We start from the raw sequence: 25,492 nt of genomic DNA, 5'->3' as shown, positions 1-25,492 counted from the left end.
CAAATGGTGTTCTACGAAAGGATGCTCACGAGCGGACGGTCTCGACGAGCTTGCCCGGATGACGAGCGGCAACCGTCCGACGGATGCCTTCACGCCAATCCACCGTGCACGGCCCGGTGATGGAGGCACGCAGCGCGGTGTCCGCGATGGATCCGCGCAGCGTTCCCTCGATGGGAGCCACGTCGACGACGGGCTCGACCCCCATCAACTCGCCGGCGTAGACCGCCCACTCCTGCACGCTCACCGGTTCGTCGCCACCCCAGTTGACGATGAGAGCAGGTGTGGAGGCCGCCTCGAGCAGGGCACCGACCTGGGTGTTGATGTCGTCCTCGTAGATCGGGCTGTACATGCACGGATCCCAGCGGGTGGTGATCGGCCGGCCGTCGGCGATGGCGTCGACGTGCATGGCCGGCAGTCCCCCGTTGGGACCGTACGAGGCGTTCATCCGAGCGATCGTCACCGGAACGCCGAAGGCGCGCGCAGCGAACCGCGCGGTGGCCTCCTGGCTGATCTTCGACATCGAGTAGGTCGGGGTGTGGGTGCTGTTGCACTCCCCCAGCGGTGACTGCTCGGTGAACACGTACATCGGGTCGTCCTGCGGGCGATAGACCGAATGGGTCGACATCACGAGTGCACCCTTGGCGGACCGGCAGTGTTGCAGGAGAAGTCCGGTGCCTTCCGCGTTGGCGCGAATTGCGGCGTCGTAATCCCATCCCGGAGCCAGGCTCGCCGCCAGATGCACGACGTACGTGAAATCCGCCGGTACACCGTCGAAGTCGCCGTTGCCGAGATCGCAGGTGACCGGGACGATTCCCGCCTCGTACACCCGCTGCCGGTCGTCGGGGCGGCTGTACCGCGCCAGTCCCCACACCTCGTTCTCGGCCGCCAGCGTCCTTGCGATCGGGAACGCGATCTGACCGGTCACCCCGGTCACCAGGATCTTCTCACCGCTCAACACAGGTCTCACCACAATTCGTCGGTGTACTTGTCCGTACCGACCACAGTCGGGATGAACGGCGACGCGAAGGTGACCTTGCCCGCACCCGACTTCTCGATATCCGTTGCGTAGTCGACGATGTGCTGCCAGCTCGCGGTCGGCTCGTCTTCGAGAAACAACATCTGAAGGATGCGGTCGGTGGTTCCGCCGTCGTTGCCCATCTTCATCGGCACATTGTGGTCGGAGGGCCAGGGCTTCATTCGCCAGCTGCTGATCAGATCGACGGCGCCCTTGCCGGCCAGGGTCTTGGCTGGTCCGTTGTCGATCATGTCGATAGCGGTGGCGCGGTCGACGCCCTCTGCTGGTTCGATCATCACGGTGACAAGACCGCCGTAATGGTGATCGTGTGCGAGTTCGAGGGGGACGCCGTCCTCCTGCGCAGAGACGGTCGAGTCCGGCAGGTACTGGCCGGTGTGGACGTGCTCACGCTCGGCGAAGCCGCGGCCGGCGGCGTACAGTTCGCCGACCTGCTTCTGCGCCCACGCGTCTGCGACTTCCGCATCGGGCTCGTGTACCCAGTAGATCGCGAGGTACGAACCATCCTCGGTCTTCGTCGCGACCGGTCCGGTCTCCGGGAAGCGCAGGTCCTTCAGAGTCTTCGTGGCGACCCAACGGCTGCCGGTGAACCAGCCCGGACCCACCATGCAGCCCGAGTAGCGGTGATCGCGTTCGTACCACCGGTTGTACTCGACCTCGTGGCCGCGCGACGGATCCACCATGGTGAACAGTGCGTAGCCGAGTCGCACCGGAGTCAACGTCATTACTCTCTCCTACTTTCGTGAACCGGACCCGCGGGCAGCCGGAAGGTCGGCTGCCCGCGGCCCGCGAGAATTCCTGTCGGTACGCCGCCGGTTCAGCGAGTCGCGGCAATGCCGTCGAAGGTGTCGTCCTCACGCCACTTCAGGAGCAGCTCGAAGTACTCGTAGCCGGGGCCGTACAGGCCACCGACCAGGGTGCTGCGCTTGTCGTCGAGGCGGCCTTCGTTGTTGTACTGGCCAGGGGTGCAGGTCGCGTTCCAGTCCCGGCGCATCTCCGCGTGTTCGGCGATGGTCGCGTTCCAGCCGTCCTCGGCCTCGGTGGTCGGCTCGATGGCCCGGATGTCCTCCTTCAGGCACTTCCCGACCATGTAGACCATGTGCCGCGCCTGATTGTCGATGAGGTTGGAGATGTTCGAGACCTGGGTGGACTGGGTGAAGCCCAAGAAGAACAGGTTCGGGAAATCCTTGCTCAGGAAGCCGTGGTAGGTGCTGACACCGTCGGCGAACTTCTTCGACAGCCGGTTGCCGTTGCGGCCGAGCGCGTCGTAACCGGCCTTGTCGGTCCAGGCGCGGGCCTGCTGGAAACCTGTCGCGTAGATGATGAGGTCGACCTCGTACTCGCGGTCGCCGACGACGATCCCCTTCTCGGTGATCCGGTCGATCGGGGTCTCGGCAGTGTCGACGATGTCGACCGACTCCTTGTTGAAGACCGGAAGGAAGTCGTCGCTGAAGCCGGGTCGCTTGCACATGGTGCGGTAGTAGGTCTTCAGTTTCTCGGCCTTGGCCGGATCCTTGACGATGGCGTCGACCCGGTCGCGGAGCATCTCGTTCCACTCGTAGTCCGAGCGCTCCATCGCGTCCATGTACTGCTCGAGGGTCGGTTCCGCACCGCCGGCCTCGTAGATCTTGCGCATCTGGTACTTCGCGAACTTGATCCAGCCGTCGTCGACGTCGCAGTCGGCGGTGGCGCGGTCCATCGCGCACTTGTCGAAGGAGACACGACGCTCCTTCTGCCACCCCGCCGGCAGGGACTTGAACCATTCGACATCGGTCGGTGCGTTCTCGCGGGGTGCGATCTGAGTGGGCGTGCGCTGGAAGACGACCAGCGACCCGGCATGCTCGGCCAGGTGCGGGATGGCCTGGATGCCGGTGGCGCCGGTGCCGATGATGGCCACGCGCTTGTCGCGGAGCCCGGTGAGGTTTCCGGTGATGTCGCCGCCGGTGTACTCGTAGTCCCAGCGGCTGGTGTGGAAGCTGTGGCCGGCGAAGGTCTCGATGCCGGGGATGCGGGGCAACTGGGGGCGGCTGAACAGGCCGCTCTGGGTGGAGACGAAGCGAGCGCGGAATTCGTCGCCACCGTCGGTGCGGACCGTCCACCGCGCGGTGTCCTCGTCCCATTCCATCTCGGTGACCCGGGTCTGGAACAGGGCGTGCTCGTAAAGACCGAACTGCGTGCAGAGGGACTTCGTGTAGGCGAAGATCTCGCTGCCGCGGGTGTACCGCTCGGTGGGGACGTAGCCGGTCTCCTCGAGGTACGGCAGGTAGATGTACGACTCGACGTCGCAGCGCACGCCCGGATAGCGGTTCCAGTACCAGGCACCACCGAAATCACCTGCGACATCGAGGATCTTGAAGTTCGTGACGCCGATCTTCTTCAGCTCGATGGCGGTGCTGATACCCATGAATCCGGCGCCGATGACGAGCATGTCGAGCTCGGCGGTCTCAGGAGCCGTGGTGCGCGGTCCGTCGACGTAGGGGTCGGCGTCGTAGGAAGCGAACTTGCCTTCGAAATCGATGGCCTGGACCTTGTCCGCGCCGGTGAGCGGTAGGCGCTTGTCGCGCTCTTCGGCGTACTTCTTACGGAACCATTCGAGGTCGTCGACCTTGCGCCGGGGTTCCCAGAGATGTGGATCGCGTGTGATGTCGGGGGCGGTCATGAAAGTCCTTTGGTCGTCACTGCGTCGGAATGTGCGGTCCGGCGACGGAGGGGTTCGTCGGCGGTGCCGCATTCAGCGATGTATCGAGGGGAAGCCGTGATCCGGCGCAGGTCCGGTCACCAGGGGGTGCCGGCAGGGATGTACATGAGCTCGACGCGGTTGCCGTCGGGGTCGGCGACGAACACGAACTGCGGCGCGGTCGGATCGCCCAGACCGACCCGGGTCTCCGGCACCAGGGTGCCGCCGTATTCGCACAGCGCGTCGGCTGCGGCGTCGATGTCGTCGGCGAAGAACGACAGGTGGGTCATACCCAGGTGGTTACGGCGGGTGGGCGGGGTGCCGATCACGCCGGGCTGCCGGTAGGACAGCAGTTCGATGCGCATGCCGTCCTTTTCCAGGAAAGTCGAGGTGAGGCTGCACGGTGCATCCACCTCGGGGATCTGCTCGTCGAGGTCGTATTCCATGATCTTGGTGAAACCCAGTCCGTCGCAGTAGAAGCGAAGACTCTTGGCGAGATCGGAGACACACAGTCCGACGTGGGAGGTGCGGTACGTGTGTACGGCAGCTTCGGTGTTCGCAGTCATCCGGGGGTCCTGTTCGTGTGAGGGGAGGTTCGGTCAGCCGACGGCGACGGGGGTGACCGGGCTCGCCGTGCCGCCGGTGATCTTCAGCGCGCCGATGGTCAGCAGGAACTCGTAGCACCGGTCGGCGGCGAGCTCTGCGAGGTTCATGTTCTCGACCAGATAGATGCCGTGCTCGACGAGCAGGATGATGTGTCCGCCGAGGTAGACGTTCTGGTCGAACGGGATCGGCTCGATCGCGGCGTTGTCGGAGCCGACCAGCGCGACATCCTTCTCGGCGAGGAAGGCGGCAGCTTCGAGGCCGATGCCCGGCTGCGGCATCAGCTCGCCCTGGTTGGCCAGGTAGTCCTCGAGCCATCCGGTGCGGATGAGCACCAGGTCGCCGGTCTGCAGTTCGACACCCTGGTCGTCCAGTGCCTTCTGCACGTCGGCGACGGTGATGACGTAGCCGGGCTCGAGCAGATCGACACCCTTCGAGGCGGCGACGTCGATGAGGACGCCGCGGCCGGCGATGCCACCGACCTTGTCGATGCTGCACTTGGCTGCACCCGAGTACGGAGTGACCTGGTCGGCGGGGAAGCCGTTATAGATCTTGTTCTCGGAGTACACATGACACAGTGCGTCCATGTGCGTCGAGGTGTGCGACGGCATGACGAGCTGGTCCTCGTTGGCACCGACGCCGGGGACACCACCGTTGGCGAGAGCCATCGCCTCGTCCTGGTGGTTGGTGAGGGTGAGACGCTGCGGGATGCCACGGTATTCGAGGTTCGGCACGCCCGATCGCTGGATCGGAATGCTGAGGCTGTAGGTCTTGCCCGTTTTGGGCAGGCGGAGGGCGGCGAGGACCCGCTCCGGCGTGAGGTGGTTGAGGGCGCCCAGCTCGTCCGCTTCGCCCCAACGGCCCCAGTTCGACTTACGCGTGCTCAACATCGACTCCTCAACATCAGGTCCTCGGTAACGAGGTGCGGGGGTGGTTGTCGGTCGTTTTCGGGACATGCCAAACGACGAGCGAATCGGCTTCGTGAACGACGACATCCACCCGTACGACTTGTGACCGGACTCACTGTAGCCATCGGCTACGTCCGCGTCAACAACTCCGCCGGATTTTCGTCCGCACTCGATCCGATCCGGAGAATGTCGGCCGTCCACGCGACAGCACTCACGAAATCGCGACGGCGGGTACCCATTCAGGACACCGCCCGTTTCGCGGAACCGAATTTCCCATTGACAATCGCACGTCGACGTGAGCGCGCCGGGACACCCGGCACCGATCCCTCCGGCCACCGGCGTCAACCCGCCGACGATATCGGCGTCAACCCGACAGCGGCTCGAGGATCTGCTCTCCGAAGCCCGCGACGAATTCCGACGCGGCTTCGAGCGACCGGGCATCGGCATGCACACACAGGTGCGTCACACCGACCTCCGCCAGTTCGTCGGTGTGCTCGACGAACCTCATCACGGAGCGGGAGTCGGCCACATCGACCGGTGGGGCCTCCACCTGGATCGAGATCTGCGCCGGGTCCCGGCCGAGACGGAGCAGTTCGTCCCGCAGACGCCCCACTGCGCGACGCAGGTCGTCGACGCCCGCCAGCGATGCCGTCCGAACCGAGGAGGTCATCTGCTCGGATCCGACGACCGGGCACCAACCCTCCCCTGCCGTCACCACCCGCCTGATCGCCGCACGACTGTTCCCACCGATCCACAGTGGTGGATGCGGTTGCTGCACAGGACCGTACAGACGCATCTCCCCTGTCCCACCGAAACCGTCGCCGGTCACCGGCGTGGCCGGCGACAACCAGATACGGCGCAGGGCGTCGATCGCTTCGTCGAACAGTGCGGCGCGGTCATCGAAGTTCACACCCAGCGCTGCGAACTCCGACCGCAGGTATCCCGCCCCCACCCCGACGACCAGACGGCCACCGGAGAGCAGATCCAATGTCGTCAATGCCTTGGCGGTGAGATACGGATTGCGGAAGGGCAACACGTAGAGGTTGGTCATCAACTTCAGCGACGTGGTGGCCGCCGCCGCGTACGCCAGCGCGACCGCTGGTTCGAAGCTGTCGTGCCCGCCGGCGTCGAACCATTTCGCGGACGGTGCCGGATGATCGGGCAGACACAGTGCTTGGAAACCGTGATCCTGTGCGTCCCTGCTGATCCGAGCGAGCGCGGCGCCTTCGCGGAAGCAGGGCGCCGCACCCGCGACGTCACCGGGATACTCCAGAGTGAACTTCACTTCGCGGAGAGTGCGTTACTGCGCGGCGGTGAAGTCGTAGTGCGACTCGTCCGGCCTCTCGCACAGCTCGTAGTACTTCTCGCCGTTCCACGGCGCGTTCATCTGCAGCCGGCCGAACTCGTTGACGTAGTAGTTCTTCTCCATCGCCGAGTTCGGCATCAGGTAGATGAGCTTCTTGGCCTCTTCGTGCAACTGCTCGTTGTACTCGTCGAAGGCGTCCTTGCGGATGACCATCGACGCCCGGCCCTTCTCGAGCATCCCCACGATGCATTCGGCGATGTAGCCTGTCCAGACCTCGAACCACACAGGCAGGCCCGCACCGCTGGCCACCGGCTGTGAGTTGGGGCCGTACAGCATGAACATGTTCGGGAAGCCGGGCACGGTCATGCCGAGGTGCGCCTGCGCACCCTGCGCGGTCCAGACGTCCTCGAGGGTCACACCACCGAGGCCGAAGTACTGCGTCGGCCAGATGTACTTCTCGGTCTGGAAACCGACCGCCGCGATGACGAGTTCCGTCTCGCGGGCCTCCCCGTCCACGGTGACGATCTCGGTGTCGGTCATCCGCTCGATCGGGGTCGTGACGAGCTCGACGTTGTTCCTGGTGAGCGAGGCGTACCAGTTGTTGTCGACCACCGGGCGGCGCGTCATCGGCGGGTAGTCCGGAACCAGCTTGTCGATGAGATCCTGCCGGCCGTCGACCTGGGCCGAGATGTAGCCGACCAGGATCTCGCGCAGCATGTCGTTGCGCTTGCTGATCTGCCCCCCGTTCGCGATCCACTCCGCGTCCGGCATGAGCACGTTGCGCAGGTCGATGGTGGCCAGGCCGGCGACGTACTTGTTCCAGTTCCAGTAGAACGGCATCTTCTGGATCAGCCACTGCAGCTCATCGGAGATCGGCACGCCGTAATTGGTTCGCGGCGAGATCCACTGCGGTGTGCGCTGATACACCGTCACGGATTCGGCCTTCTCGGCGATCTTCGACAGCAACTGCACACCGGTCGAGCCGTTGCCGATCACGGCGACCTTCTTGCCGGCGTACTCGACGTCCTCGTTCCACCGGGCGGTGTGCACGATCCGGCCGGTGAAGTCGGAGACTCCCTCCACCGAGAGTTCACGCGGTGTCGCGAACACACCGCTGGCTGCGACCACCACGTTCGCTTCGACCTCGGTGACGGACTCCTCGTCCTTCACGGTCAGTGTCCAGCGTTGCGTCGGCTCGTCGAAACGGGCCTGGGTGACGTTGGAGCCGAACCGGATCTGCTCGTACACACCATGTTTGCGTGCCACGTGGTCGAGGTACGCGCGTACGTCGGACTGCCGGGCGAAGTACTCGGTCCACGGGTACTTCTTCTCGAAGGCGTACTCGTAGGTGAAGCTCACCGTGTCGACGCGCACGTCGGGATAGGTGTTGATGCTCCACACCCCGCCGACCTCGGCGCGACGCTCGTAGATCGTGAACGGGACACCGAGATTCGCCAGCTGCACACCCATGGCGATACCGGCGAAGCCGGCACCGACGATCGCGACGTGGTAGCCCTCCGGAATCACCTTCTCCCCGTGCCATTGTGCCTGATAGGGCAGGTCGGGGAAGGCCAGGAGCTTGTGCCGCATGATCAGATCGTCGGGTCCGAGAGTGCGGGCTTCCGCCATCTCGAGCAGCTCGACGATCTCGTCCCGCGACGGGACCGGCAGCGTCGACTCGTCCGGCTCCGAGAGCAGGTATTCGACGGACTTCGCCCGGATGAGCGCGGTGTCCTCGTCGGAGAACACGATCGCGTCCGTCGTCGGGCCGAAGACGCGTTCGGGGGTGATCGCGGCGATCTCCGCGTCGCGGGTCGCCTGGTACAGCGCCATCCGCAACGCATTGGTGTCGGCGCACTCGACGGCGCGCTCTATGAAGCTACGTCCTGGCATGGAAACTTCCAATTCTCGGATTCGGGGGCGGGCACGGGGTGGTGTCAGTCGACGGCCGCGCCGGACAGTGCCCGCTGGTCGATGACGGACTGCCGGAGGTGCTGCTTACGGATCTTCATCGTCGGGGTCTTCGGCATCTCCGAGACGATCACGACGTCCTCGGGGAACTTCGCCGGCGAGATACCGGCCTCCCGGCAGTACGCACGGATCTCGTCGACGTCGGGATCGGCTGCACCGTCGTGCAGTTGCAGCACTGCGCAGATGCGCTCACCCGACCGGTCGTCGGGCAGGCCGATGACGGCGACGTCCGCGACGGCGGAATGCGCCGCGAGCACCTCTTCGATCTCGGTGGGGCTGATCGATTCGCCCTTGCGGATGATCAGGTCCTTCTCCCGGCCGACGAGGACCAGATGGCCTTCCGCCTCGAGCCTGCCGGTGTCGCCAGTGAACATCCAGCCGTCGGCGTCGAAGGGACGGATGATCTCGCCGTCGGCGCGGTACTCCTTGAACAACATCGGACCGCGCAGCCACACCCGGCCCACCTCGCCGGTGGGCAGCACGTCGTCCTCCTCGGTGCGGATCTGCACCTCGCAACCGAGCACGGGACGACCGGAGGTGGTGGCCAGTTGCTCGATGCTGTCGCTCATCCGCGCCGAGGTGATCATCGGGCACTCGGTCATGCCGTAGGCGTGCAGGATCGGGATGCCCATCTCGGCGAGCACGTCCCGGAACAGCTTCTCCGGCATGGGCGCTCCGCCGCCGGTCAGCATGCGCAGAGTCGGAACCACGCGAACGCCCGGGTTCTTCCGCTGCTCCTCGAGCAGCAGGGCGTAGTGCGGGGTCGAACCACCGGTGATGGTCACGCCCGCACGACGCATCAGGTCCACCGCCGCACGCGGCTCGTAGACCTCCATGAGCGTCAGCGACATGCCGGTGGTCAGCGAGGCGATCAGCAGGTCGGGGCCGCCGATGTGCGCGTACGGGAAGAAGATGGTGCCGACGTCCTCCGCGGTCGCACCGATCGCGTCGGCGAGCGAGACTCCGCCGGCGATGAGCGTGCCGTCGGTGTGGCAGACACCCTTCGGTGCCGATGTCGTTCCGGAGGTCGTATAGATCCAACGCACCTCGTCGCGGCCGACCGGCACGGGAGGAAGACCGGCCGGGTCGCCGTCGGGCAGCTCGGAGGAGACGGTCAACAGCTTCAGGCGGTCACCGCTCGCCGCGCGCAACTCCTTGGCCATGGCGCCGTGGTCGAAACCGCGGAACTCCCCCGGAGTAATCAGCCATTCCGACTCGCACTGGGCGAGCATCGCCTTGACCTCGCGTGCCCGGTAGAGCGGGATGATCGGGTTCTGGATCACGCCGAGACGCGACAGTGCGAGGCTCAGGACGACGGTCTCGATGCGGGTGGGCAGCTGCCAGCTCACCGTGGATCCGGGTTCGATGCCGCGGGCCAGCAGGCCGGCCGCGACGCGTTCGGCCACGGAAACGACCTCGGCGAAGGTCATACGACGATCGTGCTCGTCGATGAGGGCGACGGCGTCGCCGGTGGTCTCGGCCCGCAGGGCCAGCAGATCCCACAGGGAGACTGCGTCGTTCGGCGCGATGTCCGAGTTCACGAGTTCTCCTCCTTCGTCTTCGTCTTCGAGGAAAGCGGGCCGTGCGTCAGAAGCGGATATCCGGTGCGCAACAGGGCATTCGCGTGCCCGTGCCAGTGGATGTCGAAGGCCGACTGCAGGGCCGCCTGCTGACCCATGATGTCGAGGGTCTGGTTGACGGCACGTTTGGCGGTGGCCAGTCCCCAGGGGTCCATCTGCGCGATCTCACGCGCGAGGTCCATGGTCTGCGTGTCGAGTTCGTCGAGCGGGACGACGCGGTTCACCATGCCGGCGTCGAACGCCTCCGCAGCGGTGAACTTCCGGGCGGTGAACAGCATCTCCTTGGCGCGACGGGCGCCGAGTTCCCAGGTGTGCGCGTGATATTCGACGCCACCGACACCGAATTTCACGACGGGGTCGCTGAAATAGGTGTTGTCGGCCGCGACGATCAGGTCGCACGGCCAGATGACGTTGAGAGCCCCGGCGACGCAGGCACCCTGGACTGCTGCGATCGACGGCTTCGGTACGTCGCGCCACTTGCGGGAGAAACCGAGGTAGTGCTCGGTCTCCCAGCCGTAGGCGCTCTCGAGGGTCGTCTTACCCTCCTTGAAGTACCCCGGGGCCACGGTCTTCAGGTCGTGGCCGGCGGAGAAGTTGTCGCCGTTCGCACGCACGACGATCACCATGACGTCGTCGTCGCGGGCGGCCTCCTGCCAGCGGGCGTCGAGGTCCTGCAACAGCGATGCGTCCTGCGCGTTGTGCTGGTCCGGACGGTTCAGGCTGATGACGGCGACGGCGTCGTCGACGCGGTAGTCGATGTAGCTCATCGGCCGGTCCCGGTGTAGATGCGGTCGAGAGCATCGACGATGTCGGCGTCGTTGCGCGCCGCAGAACCGAAATCGAACTGCCAGCGCTTGGCGGCGTCGGTGAACAGGTGCACGTTCGACTCGATCATGTACCCGATGCCGGCGTGAACCTCGTGTGCCGAGTGGACGATCTCCTGCGCGGCCTTCGCCGCCTGCTTGCGCATCAGACCGATGTGCGGCTGCGGATCGAGACCGGCGTCGAGGGCGGCGGCTGCCGACCGGGCGTGCACCGAGGTGAAGTGCGCAGCGATCGCGAGGTCGGTGCACAGGTACTGCACCGCCTGGAAGCGTCCGATCGGTCCACCGAACTGGTGCCGCTGCTGCGCGTACAGCACGGTGATGTCGAGCAGCTTCAGCCCGGCACCGTAGAGCTGCGCCGCGCGTAGCACCGCTGCGCGCTGCTCTGCGACCTCGACGGCACTGTCGGCGTCGGCGCCGCGAGCCAGCACGGCAGCGTCGGCCACCGGCACCTTGTCGAAGGTCACCGCGAACATCGGGTACCCGCCCATGTTCGGCATCGCCTCGACAGCGGTCGCCGAGCTCGCCTCCACCACCGCCACAATGCTTTCCACACCGGGTGCGTACACGAGGAAGCTGTCGGCGTCGCCCGCGTGGTCCACGGCCAGTGCGACCCCGTCGAGCGTGCCGTTCTCGTAGGTCACCGACGAGCCCCACTCGGGGGAGGGGAACACCGGGACCACCACGGCCTCACCGTTGCCGATGCGCTTGGCGAGGTTCGTCGCCTCGTCGGTGCCGAGGACCAGAGCGGCGTCGCGGGACATCGTCAGTTCGAGCAGCGGAGTGGCGGCCAGCGACCGTCCCGCCTCGACGAAGATGCCGGCGATCGTCGCGAGCGACGGGCTGTCGGCGTCGGCGCCGGTCGGGTCGCCGAGCTGCAGCCAGCCGAGTTCGGCGAACTGCGCGACCTGGTCCGCGAACGGAACCGTGTTGGATCGGTCCTCGAGCGGCGAGTACCGCGCGAACACCGACTTGCTCACATCTGCGAGGGCAGCGAAGTCCTCGCCCCATGCCAATTCCATCTTCAGCTCCTATCGGGGCAGGCCGAGGCCCCGCGTCGCGAGCACCATCCGCTTGAGTTGGGACGTTCCTCCGGCGTGGTTGGCGAAGGACTGCCGGTACCACGCCTCGGGCTTTCCGTTGAGGGGGGCGTACGACGATCCCGACCGCAGCTGGCTGGTCGGGCCGAGCACCCGGTCGTAGATCTGCGCGAACAGCGGCTCGTACTCCTTCGCGGCGACCTGCTGGACGCCACCGCCCCACGGGGTCTGGCGACCGTGCGCGTTGTCGCCGATGATCTCGTAGGCGAGCAGACGCTGGGTCTGGACGATGCCGGCGAGTTCGGCCAGGTCGGCCTTCACGTGCGGGTCGTCGAGCTTGCCGGGGATCGCCTTGCAGTACTCGAGCAGGTCGCGCAGCCGCGCTTCCTGCATGGCGTAGATCGGTTCGACCGTCCCCGACGCGTAGAAGGCACGCATGATGTACTGCCAGCCCTTGCCCTCCTCACCGATCAGCGACGACGCCGGCACGCGGACGTGGTCGAGGAACGTGCTGGACTGGACGCCGCCGCCGTAGTTGCGCATCGGGTGCAGGGTGACGCCGGGGCTGTTCAGGTCGACGACGAAGATGCTGACGCCGGCGCTCAGGCTTGCCTCGGGATCGGTGCGAGCGGCCACGTACAGCACGTCCGACATCGGTCCCCACGAGGTGAACGCCTTCTCGCCGGTGATGACCCACTCGTCACCGTCCTTGACGGCCTTGGTCCGCAGGGAGCCGAGGTCGGAACCGGCTCCGGGCTCGGTCAGGCCCTCGGCCCAGAGGGTGCGCATGTTCGCGATGTCGGGCAGCAACCGCTTCTTCTGCTCCTCGGTGCCACCCACCAGGATGGTGCCGGCAGCGAGGAAGATGCCGACGGAGTTGATCAGAGGCGCGTCGGCCGCGTACAGCTCCTCGAGGAAGATCTGATTGAAGATCGGGGTCAACCCCTTGCCGCCGTACTCCTTCGGCCAGGTCAGGCCGATCCATCCCTTGGCGGCGATCTTCTTGCTGAATTCGACAGCGATCGCCCACTGTTCGGGCGCGTCGTCGAACTCAGGGTTGAAGGCGTGTTCCTTCGGCAGCTCGGCGTCGAGGAACTCCCGGATCTCGGCACGCCAGGCCTCGTGGTCTGCTGTCAGGGTCGGTCTCATGAAGCGGTTCCTGCCTGGAATTCGTCGTTACCCGCGGTCTGCTCGGCGGCACCGCTGCCGAGGTGACCTTCGGGGTAGAAGCGGCGGGCCCACTGACGGATGTCGCGGAAGCCCGCAGCCTCGGCGGTCGCGAGACCCGGGGGCTCGGTGTAGCGCTGGTGCTCCCAGATGGCGATATCGGCCTTCAGCTGTCCGACGGCGTTCCGCTGTCGCTTGGCCACTCGGGTCTCGTCCTCGCCGTCCTCCTTGCTCGCCCACGCGGAGAACCGCAGTATCGAGCGCTCGTCGTCGACGGGAGTGACCGCGGTCAGCGAACAGATGGAGCCGACACCGTCGGCATGGGAGAAACCGAGCCCGAGGCCGAGGAGCGAAGCGCGGGTACGACCTTCGACGAGCTCGTACGAACCGTCGGCGCCGCGGCGCTTGAAGTTCAGGGCCAGTTCGGTCTTGAAATCGGTGTCGCCGAACTCGCGGTGGACGACGGTCGGGATTTCGTCGGCACGGTGGACGTACTTGAAGTGCGCGAAGTCGACACCGTTCTCGGCGGCGTACTGCGGGTGGATCGGCAGTTCGTCGCTCTGGAAACGGCCGGCCTCCCCCAGCTCGTGGTAGTCGTCCGCCGTACCGGAACCGGGGAACAGATCGAAGATGCTGGGAACGTCGTACAGCGGGTCGCGGCCATCGACGTCGTGCCAGATGTACATGATTCCATCGCGTTCGGCAGTGGACCAGGTGCCGATCCTGCGGACCCGGTTCGTGGCTTTCTGGTACGGAATGCAGGTGTTGCGACCTTCCGGGCTCCATTGCCAACCGTGGAAGGGGCATCGGATGTCGTCGCCCGCCACCGTGCCGCCGTGGCCCATGTGGGCGCCGAGGTGCTCACAATATGCATTCAGAACCACCAGGCGGCCGTTCTGGGTTCGGTAGGCGACGAGATCGTGACCGAAGTACCGCAGCGGCTTGACGTCGCCGGCCTCGAGGTCGGTGGACCAACCGATCTGGAACCACCCCGTCGGCTTCATCGATAAGGCCATGGGTGACACTTCATCCTCCTGAAATATTGCAACAGAAGCTTTTTCGGGCACCGGCGCAGAAGACTTTCCACGACGAGGGCATTCACGAATCGTGATCGACAGACATGCGCGGGCACACGCGCCCACCCGGCGTCGGGCGAAACTTCCTCCGCTCGGCCTCGGGGCCACTGCAACCTCATGTCGTGACTGGCATCACTGTAGCCATTGGCTACGCTTGCGTCAACAAGTCGAGAATTTCTCCTCGTTTCGCCAGTTGGGCGGTGTTGACGCCACGCTTGACGCTCGGACCCGTCGGCCATAGCATCACCGGCATCGATACAGGTGCCACTGCGGTGGCCCCGGATTTCCCACCACCCCTTCGTTTCCCACCCGCATCCCACTGCGCTTCCGCGTATCGTCCGGATGGGTCTCATTGACAGCGAGGTCGAGAATTGAAAGCGATCGTCTTCGACGGCACCGTCAACAAGCTGGTCGACGGTGTCACCGTCCGCGACCCCGGCCCCGGTGAAGTCCAGGTCCGCATCGTCGCGAGTGGCCTGTGCCAGAGCGACCTGAGCGTCGTCAACGGCAAGATCCCCTTCCCCACACCCGTCATCCTCGGGCACGAGGGCGCCGGCATCGTCGAGGCCGTCGGACCGGGTGTGAGCACGCCCGCCGTCGGCGACCACGTCGTGCTGTCGACCCTGGCGACCTGCGGTCAGTGCGCCGCATGCACCTCCGGACGCCCCACGATGTGCCGTGCCTCGTTCGGGAACAGGGAGACCCCCTTCGAACTCGACGGCACCCCGATCTACAACTACGCAGCCCTGTCCACCTTCACCGAGCGCATCGTCGTCAAGGCCGGTCAGGCAGTGCCGATCCCTAAGGATGTCCCACTGTCGACGGCGTGCCTGATCGGCTGCGCGGTGCTGACCGGCGCCGGAGCGGTGTTCAACCGTGCCCGTGTGGTCCCCGGCGACTCTGTCGTCGTCATCGGCGCCGGCGGCATCGGCCTCAACGTCATCCAGGCCGCCCGCATCGCCGGTGCCACGACGATTGTCGCCATCGACACCAATCCCGACAAGGAGACGAAGACCAGCCTGTTCGGTGCCACCCACTTCGTCGACGCGACCGCCGGCGACACCGTCGCCGCGATCCGGGAGCTCACCGACGGCGGCGCCGCCCACGTCTTCGACTGCGCCGGTGGTGAGGCCATCACCAGTCAGGCGATGGAGATGCTCGACTGGGGCGGGCAGCTGATCATGCTCGGTGTCGCCGGACCCGAGGCCAAGTTGTCGGTCCCGGCCACCACCTTCTACATGGACCGCTCGGTGCTGGGCTGCCGCTACGGCTCCTCACGACCGGGTGCGGACATCCCGAAGTACGTGGAGATGTACCGGTCCGGCCGGCTCCTCCTCGACGAGCTCGTCACCAAGACCTACGAGCTGGAGAACTTCGAGTCCCTCGTGGACGATGCTCGGGCCGGGAAGCTCGACCGCGGTGTGCTGCTGATGCGGTCCTGACGGCACTCACCTCACACGAGAACAGGCGGAAGACCTCCCCGAGGTCTTCCGCGTGTTCCATTTCGTCGATTCGTCTCACCTGTTGGGTCGGGAAGCGTAGACGAGCAGCTTGAGCAACTCGGTCACCTGCTGCCGGACATCTTCCGGGCTGCGCCAGGTACCGTCGGCGAGTTCGGTGAGGTACGGCTCGTACACCTCCCACGCCGACGCGACGAGACCGACCAGAGCCGCCACCACACTCGAATCGAACTCGGAGCGCAACTCCGGCTCGACCGGGTTCTTCCACAAGGCGTCTATGTGCGCGCGGTAACCACCCGAGCGTGCCTCTCCGATCAATCGATCCGGCGCGATTCCTTCGAAGATCGACCACATCAGCATCCGACCGAACTGACCCGAGTCGAGATCGGCACCGAAGGAGTTGTCGATGGCGGCGTAGGCGTCCTTCTCCTCCGACAGACGCGTGCCACCGTAACTGACCAGCAGCTCCATCACCGCCATCAACAAGTTTTCCTTGGTGCGGTAGAAGCGGTGGATCAATCCGTACGACACATCCGCCGCGGCCGCGACCTCCCGGAGCGTCACCTTCGCAGGGCCCTTGCGCGCGAAGAGCTCCGCGGCGGCGAGAAGGATGGCCTCCTGCGCTCCGGACGCCCCCGGCCGGGTGGGCCTCCACTCGGCGACCTTCTTCTCCGCGATTTCGGGGTCGGGCTCGGCCTGCAGTGCGGGATGTTCCTCGATCGAGTCGGTCGTGCAGGTGCCGGCCAACCGCAGCGCGTCGTCCTCGGTCTCGGGATCCAACAGCAACTCGGCGGGAGTCCGATCGAATCCGTCGACCTTCGTGATCGCCCACAGGGCGATGGCAGCAGGTTCGATGTTCTCGTCGAAGGCCGCGAGGAACTCAGGGACCTCGGGACGGATTGTGTGGTTCTCGGTGTCGAACTGCCACACCGGAAAGAGCGTCACCCCGTCGCCCGCATATCCGAGCATCTTCCGGCTCCGGACACGCTTGTTGATCGCCTGACGACTGATACCCAGGAAGCTCGCCACCTGTGGTGTGGTCCAGACGTCGTCGGCGAAGGCGGCGGTCTCACTGAGGTGCTCCATTATGGCGCAGACCCTATCATGATCAGCGACAGCGGGATTCGCGTGACGAATCCGCTCGCCGGTACAAACGGCGACCGATCGGTGTTCCGATGTCACACCCCATCTTTGCGAATCTCCTACGCCCTGTCATCCCGCTCGACGGAACAACGTGCCGACACGTATTGACGCAAGCGTAGCCAATGGCTACTGTGACGGCAGTCACTAGGTCGACGGCGGCTCGGTGCGACCGCGTCACCAACACATTCATGTCGGGATCCCGGACGCTGCTCGGTCACGTGACCAGGTAGCGGCCCGGACGAGACCGACCCACATCGAATGCGAATCGGAGACACATACGCCCCCCGCTCGTGGCGGAGGCCGCGACGTCTGCGCAGTCCGCTCACGAGACCCGCCTGCACCGAGTCGGAGCCGAACTTTCCCGGTGAGCACACCGGAGGACACAACCGAACAGGATCGATATGAACTCACCCGAGATCGCGCCGTCACCGAGCGTGGCCCGCAGGGCGTCGCTCGCAGGCTTCTTCGGAACTGCCGTCGAGGCCTACGACTTCATGGTCTTCACCTTCCTCATCGCCTACCTATCGCCTCTGTTCTTTCCCAGCGACAACCCCACGGCCGGAGTCCTGAGCTCGCTCGCCGTTCTCGGTACCGGATTCCTCGCACGCCCCATCGGGGGCATCGTTTTCGGCCGGATCGGTGACCGATACGGTCGTCGCTTCGCGCTGATCGTCACGATCTCCGGCATGGGCGGGGCAACCATTCTCATGGGTCTATTGCCGACTCACGCCACCGTCGGAATCATGGCCCCGGTCCTGCTCGTCTTCACCCGCATGCTGCAGGGATTCTTCGCCGGCGGCGAACAGATGGGTTCGGCCACCTTCGTCGCCGAGCACGCCTCCGCCAAGAACTACGGCATCCTGAGCGCGATGACCCCGGTGGGATTCGCATTCGGTGCCGCCCTCGCTCCCCTGGCCGTCGCCCTCACCACCTCGCTGACCTCGGAAGACACGATGGCGAACTGGGGCTGGCGCATTCCGCTCCTCCTGTCGCTGCCGTTGATGCTGTACGTGCTGTATCTGCGCAAGCGTCTGGAGGAATCACCCGATTTCCAGGAACTCGCCAGTGCACACAAGGTCCAGTCCTCACCCGTGCGTTCGGTCGTCACGCGGTACCCCGCGACCCTGCTCCGGGTGATCGCACTCAGCACCTCGGTCCTTGCGATCGGGTATGTGGTTCCGGCATACATGCCGTTGTTCCTGCAGCAGCAGGTCGACATGGCCCCGGGCGTCACCGCCTGGATCGCCACCGCCGGATCGACCTTCGCCGTCGCCATCGGTTTCGGGGCCGGCTTCCTGATCGACAGGGCCGGCCGCAGGAACACCATGGTCATCGGGCTGGGCATCATCCTGGTCACGATGTTCCCGATCATGTACTTCATGAAGGCCACCGGCGGAAACCTGATCGTCACCGCCGGCGGCCACATGCTTCTCGTCGGCCTGGCCGGAGCATCCGCCGTCCCCGTCTATGCGACGCTCACGTCGGTATTCCCCGCCGCGGTCCGCTACACGGGCGCTGCCATCGGATTCGGTCTCGGCTCGGCGATCGGTGGAGGCCTCGGCCCCTATCTCGCAGGGAAGTTCACCGCGATCACGGGCAATCCCTACGCCGCGTCCGGTGTCGTCGGCGCTGCAGCACTTCTGGGCATCGTGGTGATCGCCACCATGCCGAACAGCAACAGCAACGCGGCACCCGAAGCCTCGCTCATCACAGGCGACACCGAATCCGTCGATGCGAATCCGGTCGAGGAACCTTCACCGGCTCCGAAGATGGTCTGACACGTACCGATCGTGGCCCCGATGCGCCCGTACGCATCGGGGTCACGCCCATGACTCCACGCCCCCGAGGCCGCCTGCTCTCTCTCGATCGGAGTACCCATGCCCCAGGATTCCGCGCCGTCTCACGGCTCCGCAGACAGCGACCGGATCATCGACTACCGCAGTCGATTCGACCTCTCACAACGCCGCTACCTCGTGCTCGGAGGCGGGCAGGGAATGGGACGGCAGGTGTCCCATGCCCTCGCCCAGCTCGGCGCCGAGGTGATCGTCGTCGATGTGGACCGGGACCGCGCCGACGCGGTGTGCGCCGAGATCGGCTCCCGCGCCACATCGGAGCAGGTCGATGCCACCGACAACTCCGAGATGGCCGCATTGGCCGAACGGGCGGGTGAGCTCGACGGCGTCGTCGACGTCATCGGCATGGCGCGCTACGGGCCTCTGCTCGACATCAGCGATGAGGACTGGCGTTGGGAAGAGTCCATCGTCCTGCGACACGCGTTACTCACGCTGCGGCATTTCGGTCGTCGGCTGCGCGACCGCGGCGAAGGGTCCGTCACGTTCGTCTCGTCGGTCTCCGGTATCGGCAGTTCTCCGGTGCACGCCGCCTACGGCGTCTACAAGGCCGCACTCGGCTCGCTGGTCAGGTCCGCGTCGATCGAACTGGGACCGTACGGTGTTCGCGTCAATGCCGTGGCTCCCGGATTCGTCGTCACACCGCGGATCTCGGCAGTACTCGACTCCGACGCACTCGAGAACACCCGCACCCAGATTCCGCTCCAGCGGTTGACGCTGCCGGCCGACGTCGCAAGCGCCCTGGCCTTCCTCGTGAGCGACCTCGCCCGGACCATCACCGGCCAGGTGATGATCGTGGACGGCGGAGCCACCAACAAATACCCGTACGACATGTCGGGTTTCTGAGTCGATGCGAGCCTGCTCCGGGAAACATCACGATTGACGGTTGACGAGAAAGTAGCCAATGGCTACAGTTCTCTCAGCCGCAGTGATCGCGGTCACGTCACACAGTTCCGGTCGCGGTCGACCGGAGCACTCGTTCCTAGCGCACAAGGAGAGGAATCGATGTCCTACGCCGTCGATCCCGAATACCGGCCGATGACGGGATTCCTCCCCGAACTCGACGTCGCCGACGCCGAGAAGGCGCGCGCAGTCATCCGGTCGATGAGGACCGAAGATCCGATGACGGCCGTACCCACAGGCGTCGCGGTGCACGGCCGGACCGCGCCCGCAACCGACGGAGCCGACATCGGCCTCATCGTGTTCGAACCGGAAGGCCGCACCGCGCAAGCACTCCCGTGCGTCGTCTACTTCCACGGCGGCGGGTTCGTCTTCGGCGACGCCGCGACCGATGTCCGGGTTCCGTCGGCACTGGCCGCGAGCCTGGACGCGGTCGTGGTCTCCGTCAACTATCGACTCGCTCCGGAACACCCCTTCCCCATACCGTTCGACGATGCGTTCGATGCCCTGACCTGGGTCGCCGGCAACGACGACCTCGGGATAGATACGACCCGGATCGTCCTCGCCGGGATCAGCGCCGGCGCCGGGCTCGCCGCGGCAGTCGCGCTCAAGACCCGCGACACCGGTGGTCCCGCAGTGATCTTCCAGGCGCTGGACTCCCCCGTCCTCGACGACCGCCTGCTCACGACCTCTGCCACCGAGTACATCGATTCCCCGTTGTGGAACCGGCAGAACGGAATCGACAGTTGGCACCACTACCTGGGAGCCGACGCCGACCGGACCGCCACCTCGGCATACGCCGCCCCCGCACGGGCCACCGACCTCAGCGGGTTGCCACCGGCGTACATCGCGGTCACCTCCTTCGATCCGCTCCGCGACGAGGGAATCGACTACGCCCAGCGGTTGACGCAGGCAGGCGTGCCCACCGAACTGCATCTCTACCCCGGAACCTTCCACGGATCGTCCGGAGTGTTCCCCCAGGCTGCGATCTCCCAGCGGATCGACGCCGACTACACCGCCGCCATCCGGCGAGCACTGACCAGCTGAACCACGAGCATCCCGGAATCGGAGAATCATGCCGCACCGCTTCGAAGGAAAGGTCGCGATCGTCACCGGTGGCGCACGCGGACAGGGCGAACGGATCGTCCGGACACTTGCGCGCGAAGGTTGCTCGGTCGTGATCGGCGACGTCCTCGACGACCTGGCGAAGACCGTCGCCGACGACCTCGGAGACTCCGTCGTCCACACCCACCTCGACGTGACCTCCCCGGAGGACTGGGCCGCCACTGTCGTCCTGGCGACCTCGACCTTCGGCGGCCTCGACGTCCTCGTCAACAACGCGGCGATCTACCGCAAGCAACTCATCGAGGACGAGACCGTCGCCGACCTCGACAAGGTCCTCGCCGTCAACCTGCGTGGCCCGTTCCTCGGCATCCAGGCCGTCGCCCCCGTTATGCGCGCCCGCGGTGGCGGTTCGATCGTGAACGTCTCGTCGCTCGCCGGCACGACGTCCTATGCCGGGCACGGCTCGTACAGCATGTCGAAATGGGCGCTGCGCGGACTGACGCGGACCGCAGCGATCGAGCTCGAACCGTCGAAGATCCGGGTGAATGCGGTGCTGCCCGGCAACCTTCGCACCGACATGTCGCCGACCACCGGTTCCACCGAAGCCCCGACCGGCCTCAAGCGCCAGGCCGACCCGCAGGAGACCGCCAACGTCGTGGTCTTCCTCGCCTCGGACGACGCGTCCTTCGTCAACGGCATCGACATCGTCGCGGACGGCGGCTCCCTGCTCGGGTAGCAGTCTCCCACCCCCGAATTCCTCAGCAGGCCACCTCGCGCCGCTGAAGCAGATCCGATCCTTGGAGGAACATGTCCACCTCGACCCCGGAAGCCGGCCGTACCGCCGAACGCTTCGACGTCGTCGTCATCGGCGCGGGCTTCAGCGGAATGTATGCGCTTCACCGTCTCCGTCAGCAGGGCCGTCGGGTCGTGTGTCTGGAGGCAGGCGACGGCGTGGGCGGCACCTGGTACTGGAACCGCTATCCCGGCGCCCGCGTGGACATCGAGTCCATGCAGTACTCGTACTCCTTCGACGACGATCTCCAGCAGGAATGGTCGTGGTCGGAGCACTTCTCGCCGCAACCGGACCTCGAGGCATACGCGAACCACGTCGCCGATCGCTTCGACCTGCGTGAGGACATCCGTTTCGAGACCCGCGTCGACGAGCTGACCTTCGACGAGTCCGCGGACGAATGGCATGTCGGTACCGCCTCCGGCAACCGCTTCGTCGCCCGGCACGTGATCGCGGCGACCGGCAGCCTCGACGTCTCGAACGTCCCGGACTGGCCCGGACTGGATCGCTTCCGTGGCGAGGCGTACCACACCTCGCGGTGGCCCAAGGAGGGCGTCGACCTCGCCGGCAAGCGCGTCGGTCTGATCGGCACCGGTTCCACGGGCATCCAGATCACACCCGAAGTGGCTGCGGTCGCCGAGCACCTCACGGTCTTCCAGCGGACCCCGAACTTCAGCCTTCCCTCACGCAACCGGACACTGGATTCGGAATACCAGCAGGAGTGGAAGGCCAACTATCCCGAGCGGCGCAAGCAGATCCTCGGCACCCACGGCGCCGTGCTCATGAGCAATGTCGCCGAGCAGCGTTCGATCTTCGACTACACCGAAGAAGAGCGCGAAGAGGTCATGGAGCGGGCGTGGAACGCCCGGAACGGACTCGAGTTCATCCGGACGTTCACCGATACCTCCAGCGATCCGAAGGCGAACGAGATCCTCGCCGAGTTCGTACGCAACAAGATCCGGTCCATCGTCCACGACCCGGAGACCGCAGAACTCCTGTGCCCGAAGACCTATCCGATCGGCGGCAAGCGGATCTGCATCGACTCGGGCTACTACGAGACCTTCAACCGCGACAACGTGAGCCTGGTCGACGTACGGGCCCATTCCATCGAGGAGGTCACCGAGTCGGGCCTTCGCACCAGCAAGTCCGAATACGACCTCGACGTGATCATCTTTGCCACCGGCTTCGACGCGATGACCGGTTCGATGCTGAGGATGAACGTGACCGGCGTCGACGGAGCGCGACTCGCCGATCACTGGGCCGACGGACCGAGGACCGTCTTCGGGCTGATGACGGCCGGTTTCCCGAACCTGTTCATGGTGCACGGCCCCGGCAGCCCGTCCGTCCTGGCGCAGATGATCACCACGGGTGAGTGGCAGGTCGAGTGGATCCTGCGGACCATCGATCATCTCGAGGAGAACGAGATCTCCCGCTTCGGCGCCACCCCTGCGCAGGAGAGCGAGTGGGCGGCCGAAGTCGACACCGCTGCCTCGCGCACGATGCATTCCCGCACCGACTCCTGGTACACGGGTGCGAACATCCCCGGCAAACCGCGGGCCCTGCTGATGTACGTCGGTGGTTTCCAACGCTATTCCGACTGGTGCACCCGCGCCGCGGACGAGGGGTACACGGGGTTCGAGAAGAAGCAGCGCGTACCCCTGTCCTGAGTCCGGATTCCGGATCCACAGTCGGATTCACGAGAACAACGTAGTCAACGGAGAGCGCAGGCGACCGAGAGTGAGCACCTTGCAGACAGTCGGCGTCGGATACGAACTGACCGTGTCCGACGTCATCGAAGAGACCCCGGATTCGAAGTCGATCGTCCTGCGCACGCCGGAGAACTCTCGTGAACTGTTCGCGTACCGGCCCGGCCAGTTCCTGACCGTCCGGATACCGAGCGACCGCACCGGACATGTCGCCCGGTCGTATTCACTGTCGAGCGCTCCCGGCATCGACGACGAGTTGAAGGTCACCGTCAAACGCACCGCCGGCGGATACGGTTCGAACTGGTTGTGCGACAACGCGGAACCGGGAACTTCCCTCACCGTCCTGCCGCCCTCGGGCCGCTTCACGCCGGCGGATTTCACGAACGATTTCCTGCTGTTCGCGGCAGGGAGTGGCGTCACGCCGATCATCTCGATCCTGAAGACGGCCCTGCTCCGGTCCGACCGGTCGGTCGTTCTGTTCTACGCCAATCGCGACCGCAACTCGGTGATCTTCCACCGCGAACTCGAGGAATACGCCGCGAAGTTCGGCGAACGTTTGACGATCCACTACTGGTTCGACGACGTGCACGGCATCCCTTCTCGTGAGAGGTTCGCGGCACTCGCGGCGGAGCACCCCTTACGCGAGGTGTTCGTCTGCGGCCCCGCCCCGTTCATGGACGGTGTGGCGGAAGGGGTACGAGCGGCAGATGTTCCCGCGGAGCGCTTCCATCAGGAAGTGTTCGTCTCGCTTTCGGGCGACCCCTTCGAAGCACCCGCGCCGCTCGTCGACGACGATCCCGCCTCTGCGGTGGACACGGTCGTGCACCTGGACGGCGAGTCGCATCGGTTCGAGTGGCCGAGCGGCAACACCCTCGTCGATGTGCTACTCGACCGCGGTGTCGACGTGCCGTTCTCCTGCCGATCGGGTGAGTGCGGATCCTGCGCATGCACAGTGGTTTCGGGGAAGGTCGTGATGGAGAAGTCGGACATCCTCGATCCGTCCGATATCGCCGAGGGGTACATCCTCGGATGCCAGGCGCGTCCCGATTCGGGCCCGATCGAGATCGAGTTCTGACACCACTCGCTCGACGGGCCGGAATGTGTTGACGCTGTCGAAGCCAACGGCTACAGTGATCCCCATCACGGCCCGTGCGAGTGAAATCCGTTTCACTCCATTATTTTTCGTGAACAATCTGTCGCGTTTCGATCTCCGGGCACCACGTCCGATGGAGTTCCGCGCCGCGGCCGTGAACAAGAGTCGTAGACCTCCTCCAGAAAAGAGACAGCGTTGACTCGGTTGTTCGACACCCATCGGCTCGGCGGACTCGTCCTCGACAATCGTCTCGTGATGGCGCCCATGACACGGGCACGGTGCATCGACACCATCCCGACCGCGGAGACGGCGGAGTACTACCGCCAGCGGGCGACCGCCGGACTGATCGTCACCGAAGGCACACCGATCTCCCCGGAAGCGCAAGGCTACGTGTACGTCCCGGGAATCTGGTCGCCGGCGCAGGTCGCCGGATGGCGCACGGTCACCGACGCCGTCCACAGCGAGGGCGGGCGGATCTTCGCCCAGCTCTGGCACGTCGGCCGGTTGTCGCACGCCTCCCTCCAGCCGGAAGGCGGACAACCCGTCAGTGCAGGCGCCGTACCTGCTCCGGAGAGCAAGATCTTCGCGCTCGACGACGACGGGAACGTCGGCTTCGTCGACGTCGGCGATCCCCGCCCGCTGAACACCGAGGAAGTCGGCCGTGTGGTCGACGACTTCGCCAGTGCAGCAACAAATGCCGAGGTGGCCGGCTTCGACGGTGTCGAGTTGCACGGAGCCAACGGCTACCTGTTCGAACAGTTCCTCAACCCCGCGACCAACACCCGATCCGACCGGTACGGCGGCTCCTACACCGATCGCGCCCGGTTCCTGCTCGAGACGGTCGACGCCGTGAGCGACGTACTCGGCTCCGCCCGGGTCGGCATCCGACTCTCCCCGTTCAGCGAACTGTTCGACATGCCCGCCTATCCCGAGGCCACAGAGACCTATCTGTATCTGGCCTCGGAACTGTCGCGCCGCAACCTCGCCTACATCCACCTCATCGACCAGCGCCCTGCCGGCGGTCGGCTTCTCGACACCGACTTCCTCACGGCCTTCCGCGCCCGGTTCCGGGGAACGATCATCCTCGCCGGCGGAGTGACCCAGGAGTACGCCGACGAACTGTTCGAGCGGGACCTGATCGACCTCGCGGCCTTCGGGCAACCGTTCATCGCGAATCCCGACCTCGTCGCACGCCTGCAGAACGGGTGGCCGCTGACGGCACCGGACCCGAGCACCTACTACGGCGGGGGCGCCGAGGGCTACCTCGACTATCCGCGATTCACCCCGGCGGCCGTGTGAC

General features: G+C 65.7%; 21 protein-coding genes. 8 read left to right on the top strand and 13 right to left on the bottom strand.

Features of this window, described 5'->3' with window-relative positions:
• Positions 1–25 precede the first annotated feature (25 nt).
• From GON09_RS19545 to GON09_RS19490, 12 genes are all read right to left on the bottom strand, one after another.
• Complete coding sequence (locus GON09_RS19545; protein ID WP_307854413.1) at positions 26–967, bottom strand: NAD-dependent epimerase/dehydratase family protein; 942 nt, start codon at positions 965–967, stop codon at positions 26–28.
• Positions 964–1,758: a hypothetical protein gene (locus GON09_RS19540; protein ID WP_213933260.1), complete on the bottom strand. Its 795-nt coding sequence runs from the start codon at positions 1,756–1,758 to the stop codon at positions 964–966. The genes GON09_RS19545 and GON09_RS19540 overlap by 4 nt, the downstream gene beginning before the upstream one ends.
• Before the next feature lie 92 nt (positions 1,759–1,850).
• Entirely contained in the window at positions 1,851–3,692 is a 1,842-nt protein-coding gene (locus GON09_RS19535; protein ID WP_213933259.1) for a flavin-containing monooxygenase, read from the bottom strand.
• A gap of 116 nt (positions 3,693–3,808) precedes the next feature.
• A complete protein-coding gene (locus tag GON09_RS19530; RefSeq protein WP_213933258.1) occupies positions 3,809–4,276 on the bottom strand; it encodes a VOC family protein in 468 nt (155 codons plus the stop codon).
• Between the two features lie 33 nt (positions 4,277–4,309).
• Complete coding sequence (locus tag GON09_RS19525; RefSeq protein ID WP_213933257.1) at positions 4,310–5,203, bottom strand: cyclase family protein; 894 nt, start codon at positions 5,201–5,203, stop codon at positions 4,310–4,312.
• A gap of 382 nt (positions 5,204–5,585) precedes the next feature.
• Positions 5,586–6,506 carry a TIGR03619 family F420-dependent LLM class oxidoreductase gene (locus tag GON09_RS19520; RefSeq protein WP_213933256.1) on the bottom strand — a complete coding sequence of 307 codons (921 nt, stop codon included), beginning with the start codon at positions 6,504–6,506 and terminating at the stop codon, positions 5,586–5,588.
• Between the two features lie 15 nt (positions 6,507–6,521).
• On the bottom strand, positions 6,522–8,420 hold the full coding sequence (locus GON09_RS19515) for a flavin-containing monooxygenase (RefSeq protein WP_213933255.1): 1,899 nt from the start codon (positions 8,418–8,420) through the stop codon (positions 6,522–6,524).
• A 44-nt stretch (positions 8,421–8,464) separates the two neighbouring features.
• Positions 8,465–10,039 carry a class I adenylate-forming enzyme family protein gene (locus GON09_RS19510; protein ID WP_213933254.1) on the bottom strand — a complete coding sequence of 525 codons (1,575 nt, stop codon included), beginning with the start codon at positions 10,037–10,039 and terminating at the stop codon, positions 8,465–8,467.
• Positions 10,036–10,845, bottom strand: a complete 810-nt coding sequence (locus GON09_RS19505; protein WP_213933253.1) for an enoyl-CoA hydratase — start codon at positions 10,843–10,845, stop codon at positions 10,036–10,038. Before GON09_RS19505 ends, GON09_RS19510 begins: the two co-directional genes overlap by 4 nt.
• Entirely contained in the window at positions 10,842–11,924 is a 1,083-nt protein-coding gene (locus tag GON09_RS19500) for an acyl-CoA dehydrogenase family protein (RefSeq protein WP_213933252.1), read from the bottom strand. The genes GON09_RS19505 and GON09_RS19500 overlap by 4 nt, the downstream gene beginning before the upstream one ends.
• Positions 11,925–11,933: 9 nt before the next feature.
• Positions 11,934–13,091 (bottom strand): acyl-CoA dehydrogenase family protein, encoded by a 1,158-nt coding sequence (locus GON09_RS19495; protein ID WP_213933251.1) that lies wholly within the window; start codon positions 13,089–13,091, stop codon positions 11,934–11,936.
• Complete coding sequence (locus GON09_RS19490; RefSeq protein WP_244865568.1) at positions 13,088–14,125, bottom strand: Rieske 2Fe-2S domain-containing protein; 1,038 nt, start codon at positions 14,123–14,125, stop codon at positions 13,088–13,090. Before GON09_RS19490 ends, GON09_RS19495 begins: the two co-directional genes overlap by 4 nt.
• 431 nt (positions 14,126–14,556) lie before the next feature.
• Here GON09_RS19490 and GON09_RS19485 point away from each other — a divergent pair, with 431 nt between their 5' ends.
• Positions 14,557–15,627 (top strand): Zn-dependent alcohol dehydrogenase, encoded by a 1,071-nt coding sequence (locus tag GON09_RS19485; protein ID WP_213933249.1) that lies wholly within the window; start codon positions 14,557–14,559, stop codon positions 15,625–15,627.
• Between the two features lie 75 nt (positions 15,628–15,702).
• On the opposite strand, the gene GON09_RS19480 is transcribed toward GON09_RS19485, so the two are convergent.
• Complete coding sequence (locus tag GON09_RS19480) at positions 15,703–16,731, bottom strand: TetR/AcrR family transcriptional regulator (protein ID WP_213933248.1); 1,029 nt, start codon at positions 16,729–16,731, stop codon at positions 15,703–15,705.
• Positions 16,732–17,189: 458 nt separating this feature from the next.
• On the opposite strand from GON09_RS19480, the gene GON09_RS19475 reads away from it, so the two are divergent.
• The 7 genes from GON09_RS19475 to GON09_RS19445 all read left to right on the top strand — a co-directional run bounded on the left by GON09_RS19475 (position 17,190) and on the right by GON09_RS19445 (position 25,491).
• Positions 17,190–18,566 (top strand): MFS transporter, encoded by a 1,377-nt coding sequence (locus tag GON09_RS19475; RefSeq protein ID WP_213933247.1) that lies wholly within the window; start codon positions 17,190–17,192, stop codon positions 18,564–18,566.
• A 99-nt stretch (positions 18,567–18,665) separates the two neighbouring features.
• Positions 18,666–19,484 (top strand): SDR family NAD(P)-dependent oxidoreductase, encoded by an 819-nt coding sequence (locus GON09_RS19470; RefSeq protein WP_213933246.1) that lies wholly within the window; start codon positions 18,666–18,668, stop codon positions 19,482–19,484.
• 159 nt (positions 19,485–19,643) lie between these two features.
• Positions 19,644–20,585 (top strand): alpha/beta hydrolase, encoded by a 942-nt coding sequence (locus GON09_RS19465; RefSeq protein WP_213933245.1) that lies wholly within the window; start codon positions 19,644–19,646, stop codon positions 20,583–20,585.
• A gap of 28 nt (positions 20,586–20,613) precedes the next feature.
• The gene (locus GON09_RS19460) at positions 20,614–21,339 is read left to right on the top strand and encodes an SDR family NAD(P)-dependent oxidoreductase (protein WP_213933244.1); all 726 of its coding nucleotides are present in this window, start codon (positions 20,614–20,616) and stop codon (positions 21,337–21,339) included.
• Positions 21,340–21,410: 71 nt separating this feature from the next.
• Entirely contained in the window at positions 21,411–23,060 is a 1,650-nt protein-coding gene (locus GON09_RS19455) for a flavin-containing monooxygenase (RefSeq protein WP_213933243.1), read from the top strand.
• Between the two features lie 70 nt (positions 23,061–23,130).
• Positions 23,131–24,174, top strand: coding sequence for a ferredoxin--NADP reductase (locus GON09_RS19450; RefSeq protein WP_213933242.1), 1,044 nt, complete (start codon positions 23,131–23,133; stop codon positions 24,172–24,174).
• A 213-nt stretch (positions 24,175–24,387) separates the two neighbouring features.
• A complete protein-coding gene (locus tag GON09_RS19445) occupies positions 24,388–25,491 on the top strand; it encodes an alkene reductase (protein ID WP_244865567.1) in 1,104 nt (367 codons plus the stop codon).
• Position 25,492: the final 1 nt, after the last annotated feature.

Source organism: Rhodococcus sp. B50, assembly GCF_013602415.1.
Lineage (GTDB): Bacteria > Actinomycetota > Actinomycetes > Mycobacteriales > Mycobacteriaceae > Rhodococcus.
This window is presented reverse-complemented; position numbering and strand designations above follow the sequence as displayed.

What these genes read in the sequence shown, in the direction of transcription:
- GON09_RS19505 (WP_213933253.1), bottom strand. Translation starts at nt 10,845, where the DNA reads ATGAGCTACATCGACTACCGCGTCGACGACGCCGTCGCCGTCATCAGC.
- GON09_RS19495 (WP_213933251.1), bottom strand. Translation starts at nt 13,091, where the DNA reads ATGAGACCGACCCTGACAGCAGACCACGAGGCCTGGCGTGCCGAGATC.
- GON09_RS19500 (WP_213933252.1), bottom strand. Translation starts at nt 11,924, where the DNA reads ATGGAATTGGCATGGGGCGAGGACTTCGCTGCCCTCGCAGATGTGAGC.
- GON09_RS19465 (WP_213933245.1), top strand. Translation starts at nt 19,644, where the DNA reads ATGTCCTACGCCGTCGATCCCGAATACCGGCCGATGACGGGATTCCTC.
- GON09_RS19535 (WP_213933259.1), bottom strand. Translation starts at nt 3,692, where the DNA reads ATGACCGCCCCCGACATCACACGCGATCCACATCTCTGGGAACCCCGG.
- GON09_RS19515 (WP_213933255.1), bottom strand. Translation starts at nt 8,420, where the DNA reads ATGCCAGGACGTAGCTTCATAGAGCGCGCCGTCGAGTGCGCCGACACC.
- GON09_RS19470 (WP_213933246.1), top strand. Translation starts at nt 18,666, where the DNA reads ATGCCCCAGGATTCCGCGCCGTCTCACGGCTCCGCAGACAGCGACCGG.
- GON09_RS19455 (WP_213933243.1), top strand. Translation starts at nt 21,411, where the DNA reads ATGTCCACCTCGACCCCGGAAGCCGGCCGTACCGCCGAACGCTTCGAC.
- GON09_RS19460 (WP_213933244.1), top strand. Translation starts at nt 20,614, where the DNA reads ATGCCGCACCGCTTCGAAGGAAAGGTCGCGATCGTCACCGGTGGCGCA.
- GON09_RS19475 (WP_213933247.1), top strand. Translation starts at nt 17,190, where the DNA reads ATGAACTCACCCGAGATCGCGCCGTCACCGAGCGTGGCCCGCAGGGCG.
- GON09_RS19480 (WP_213933248.1), bottom strand. Translation starts at nt 16,731, where the DNA reads ATGGAGCACCTCAGTGAGACCGCCGCCTTCGCCGACGACGTCTGGACC.
- GON09_RS19490 (WP_244865568.1), bottom strand. Translation starts at nt 14,125, where the DNA reads ATGGCCTTATCGATGAAGCCGACGGGGTGGTTCCAGATCGGTTGGTCC.
- GON09_RS19525 (WP_213933257.1), bottom strand. Translation starts at nt 5,203, where the DNA reads ATGTTGAGCACGCGTAAGTCGAACTGGGGCCGTTGGGGCGAAGCGGAC.
- GON09_RS19530 (WP_213933258.1), bottom strand. Translation starts at nt 4,276, where the DNA reads ATGACTGCGAACACCGAAGCTGCCGTACACACGTACCGCACCTCCCAC.
- GON09_RS19540 (WP_213933260.1), bottom strand. Translation starts at nt 1,758, where the DNA reads ATGACGTTGACTCCGGTGCGACTCGGCTACGCACTGTTCACCATGGTG.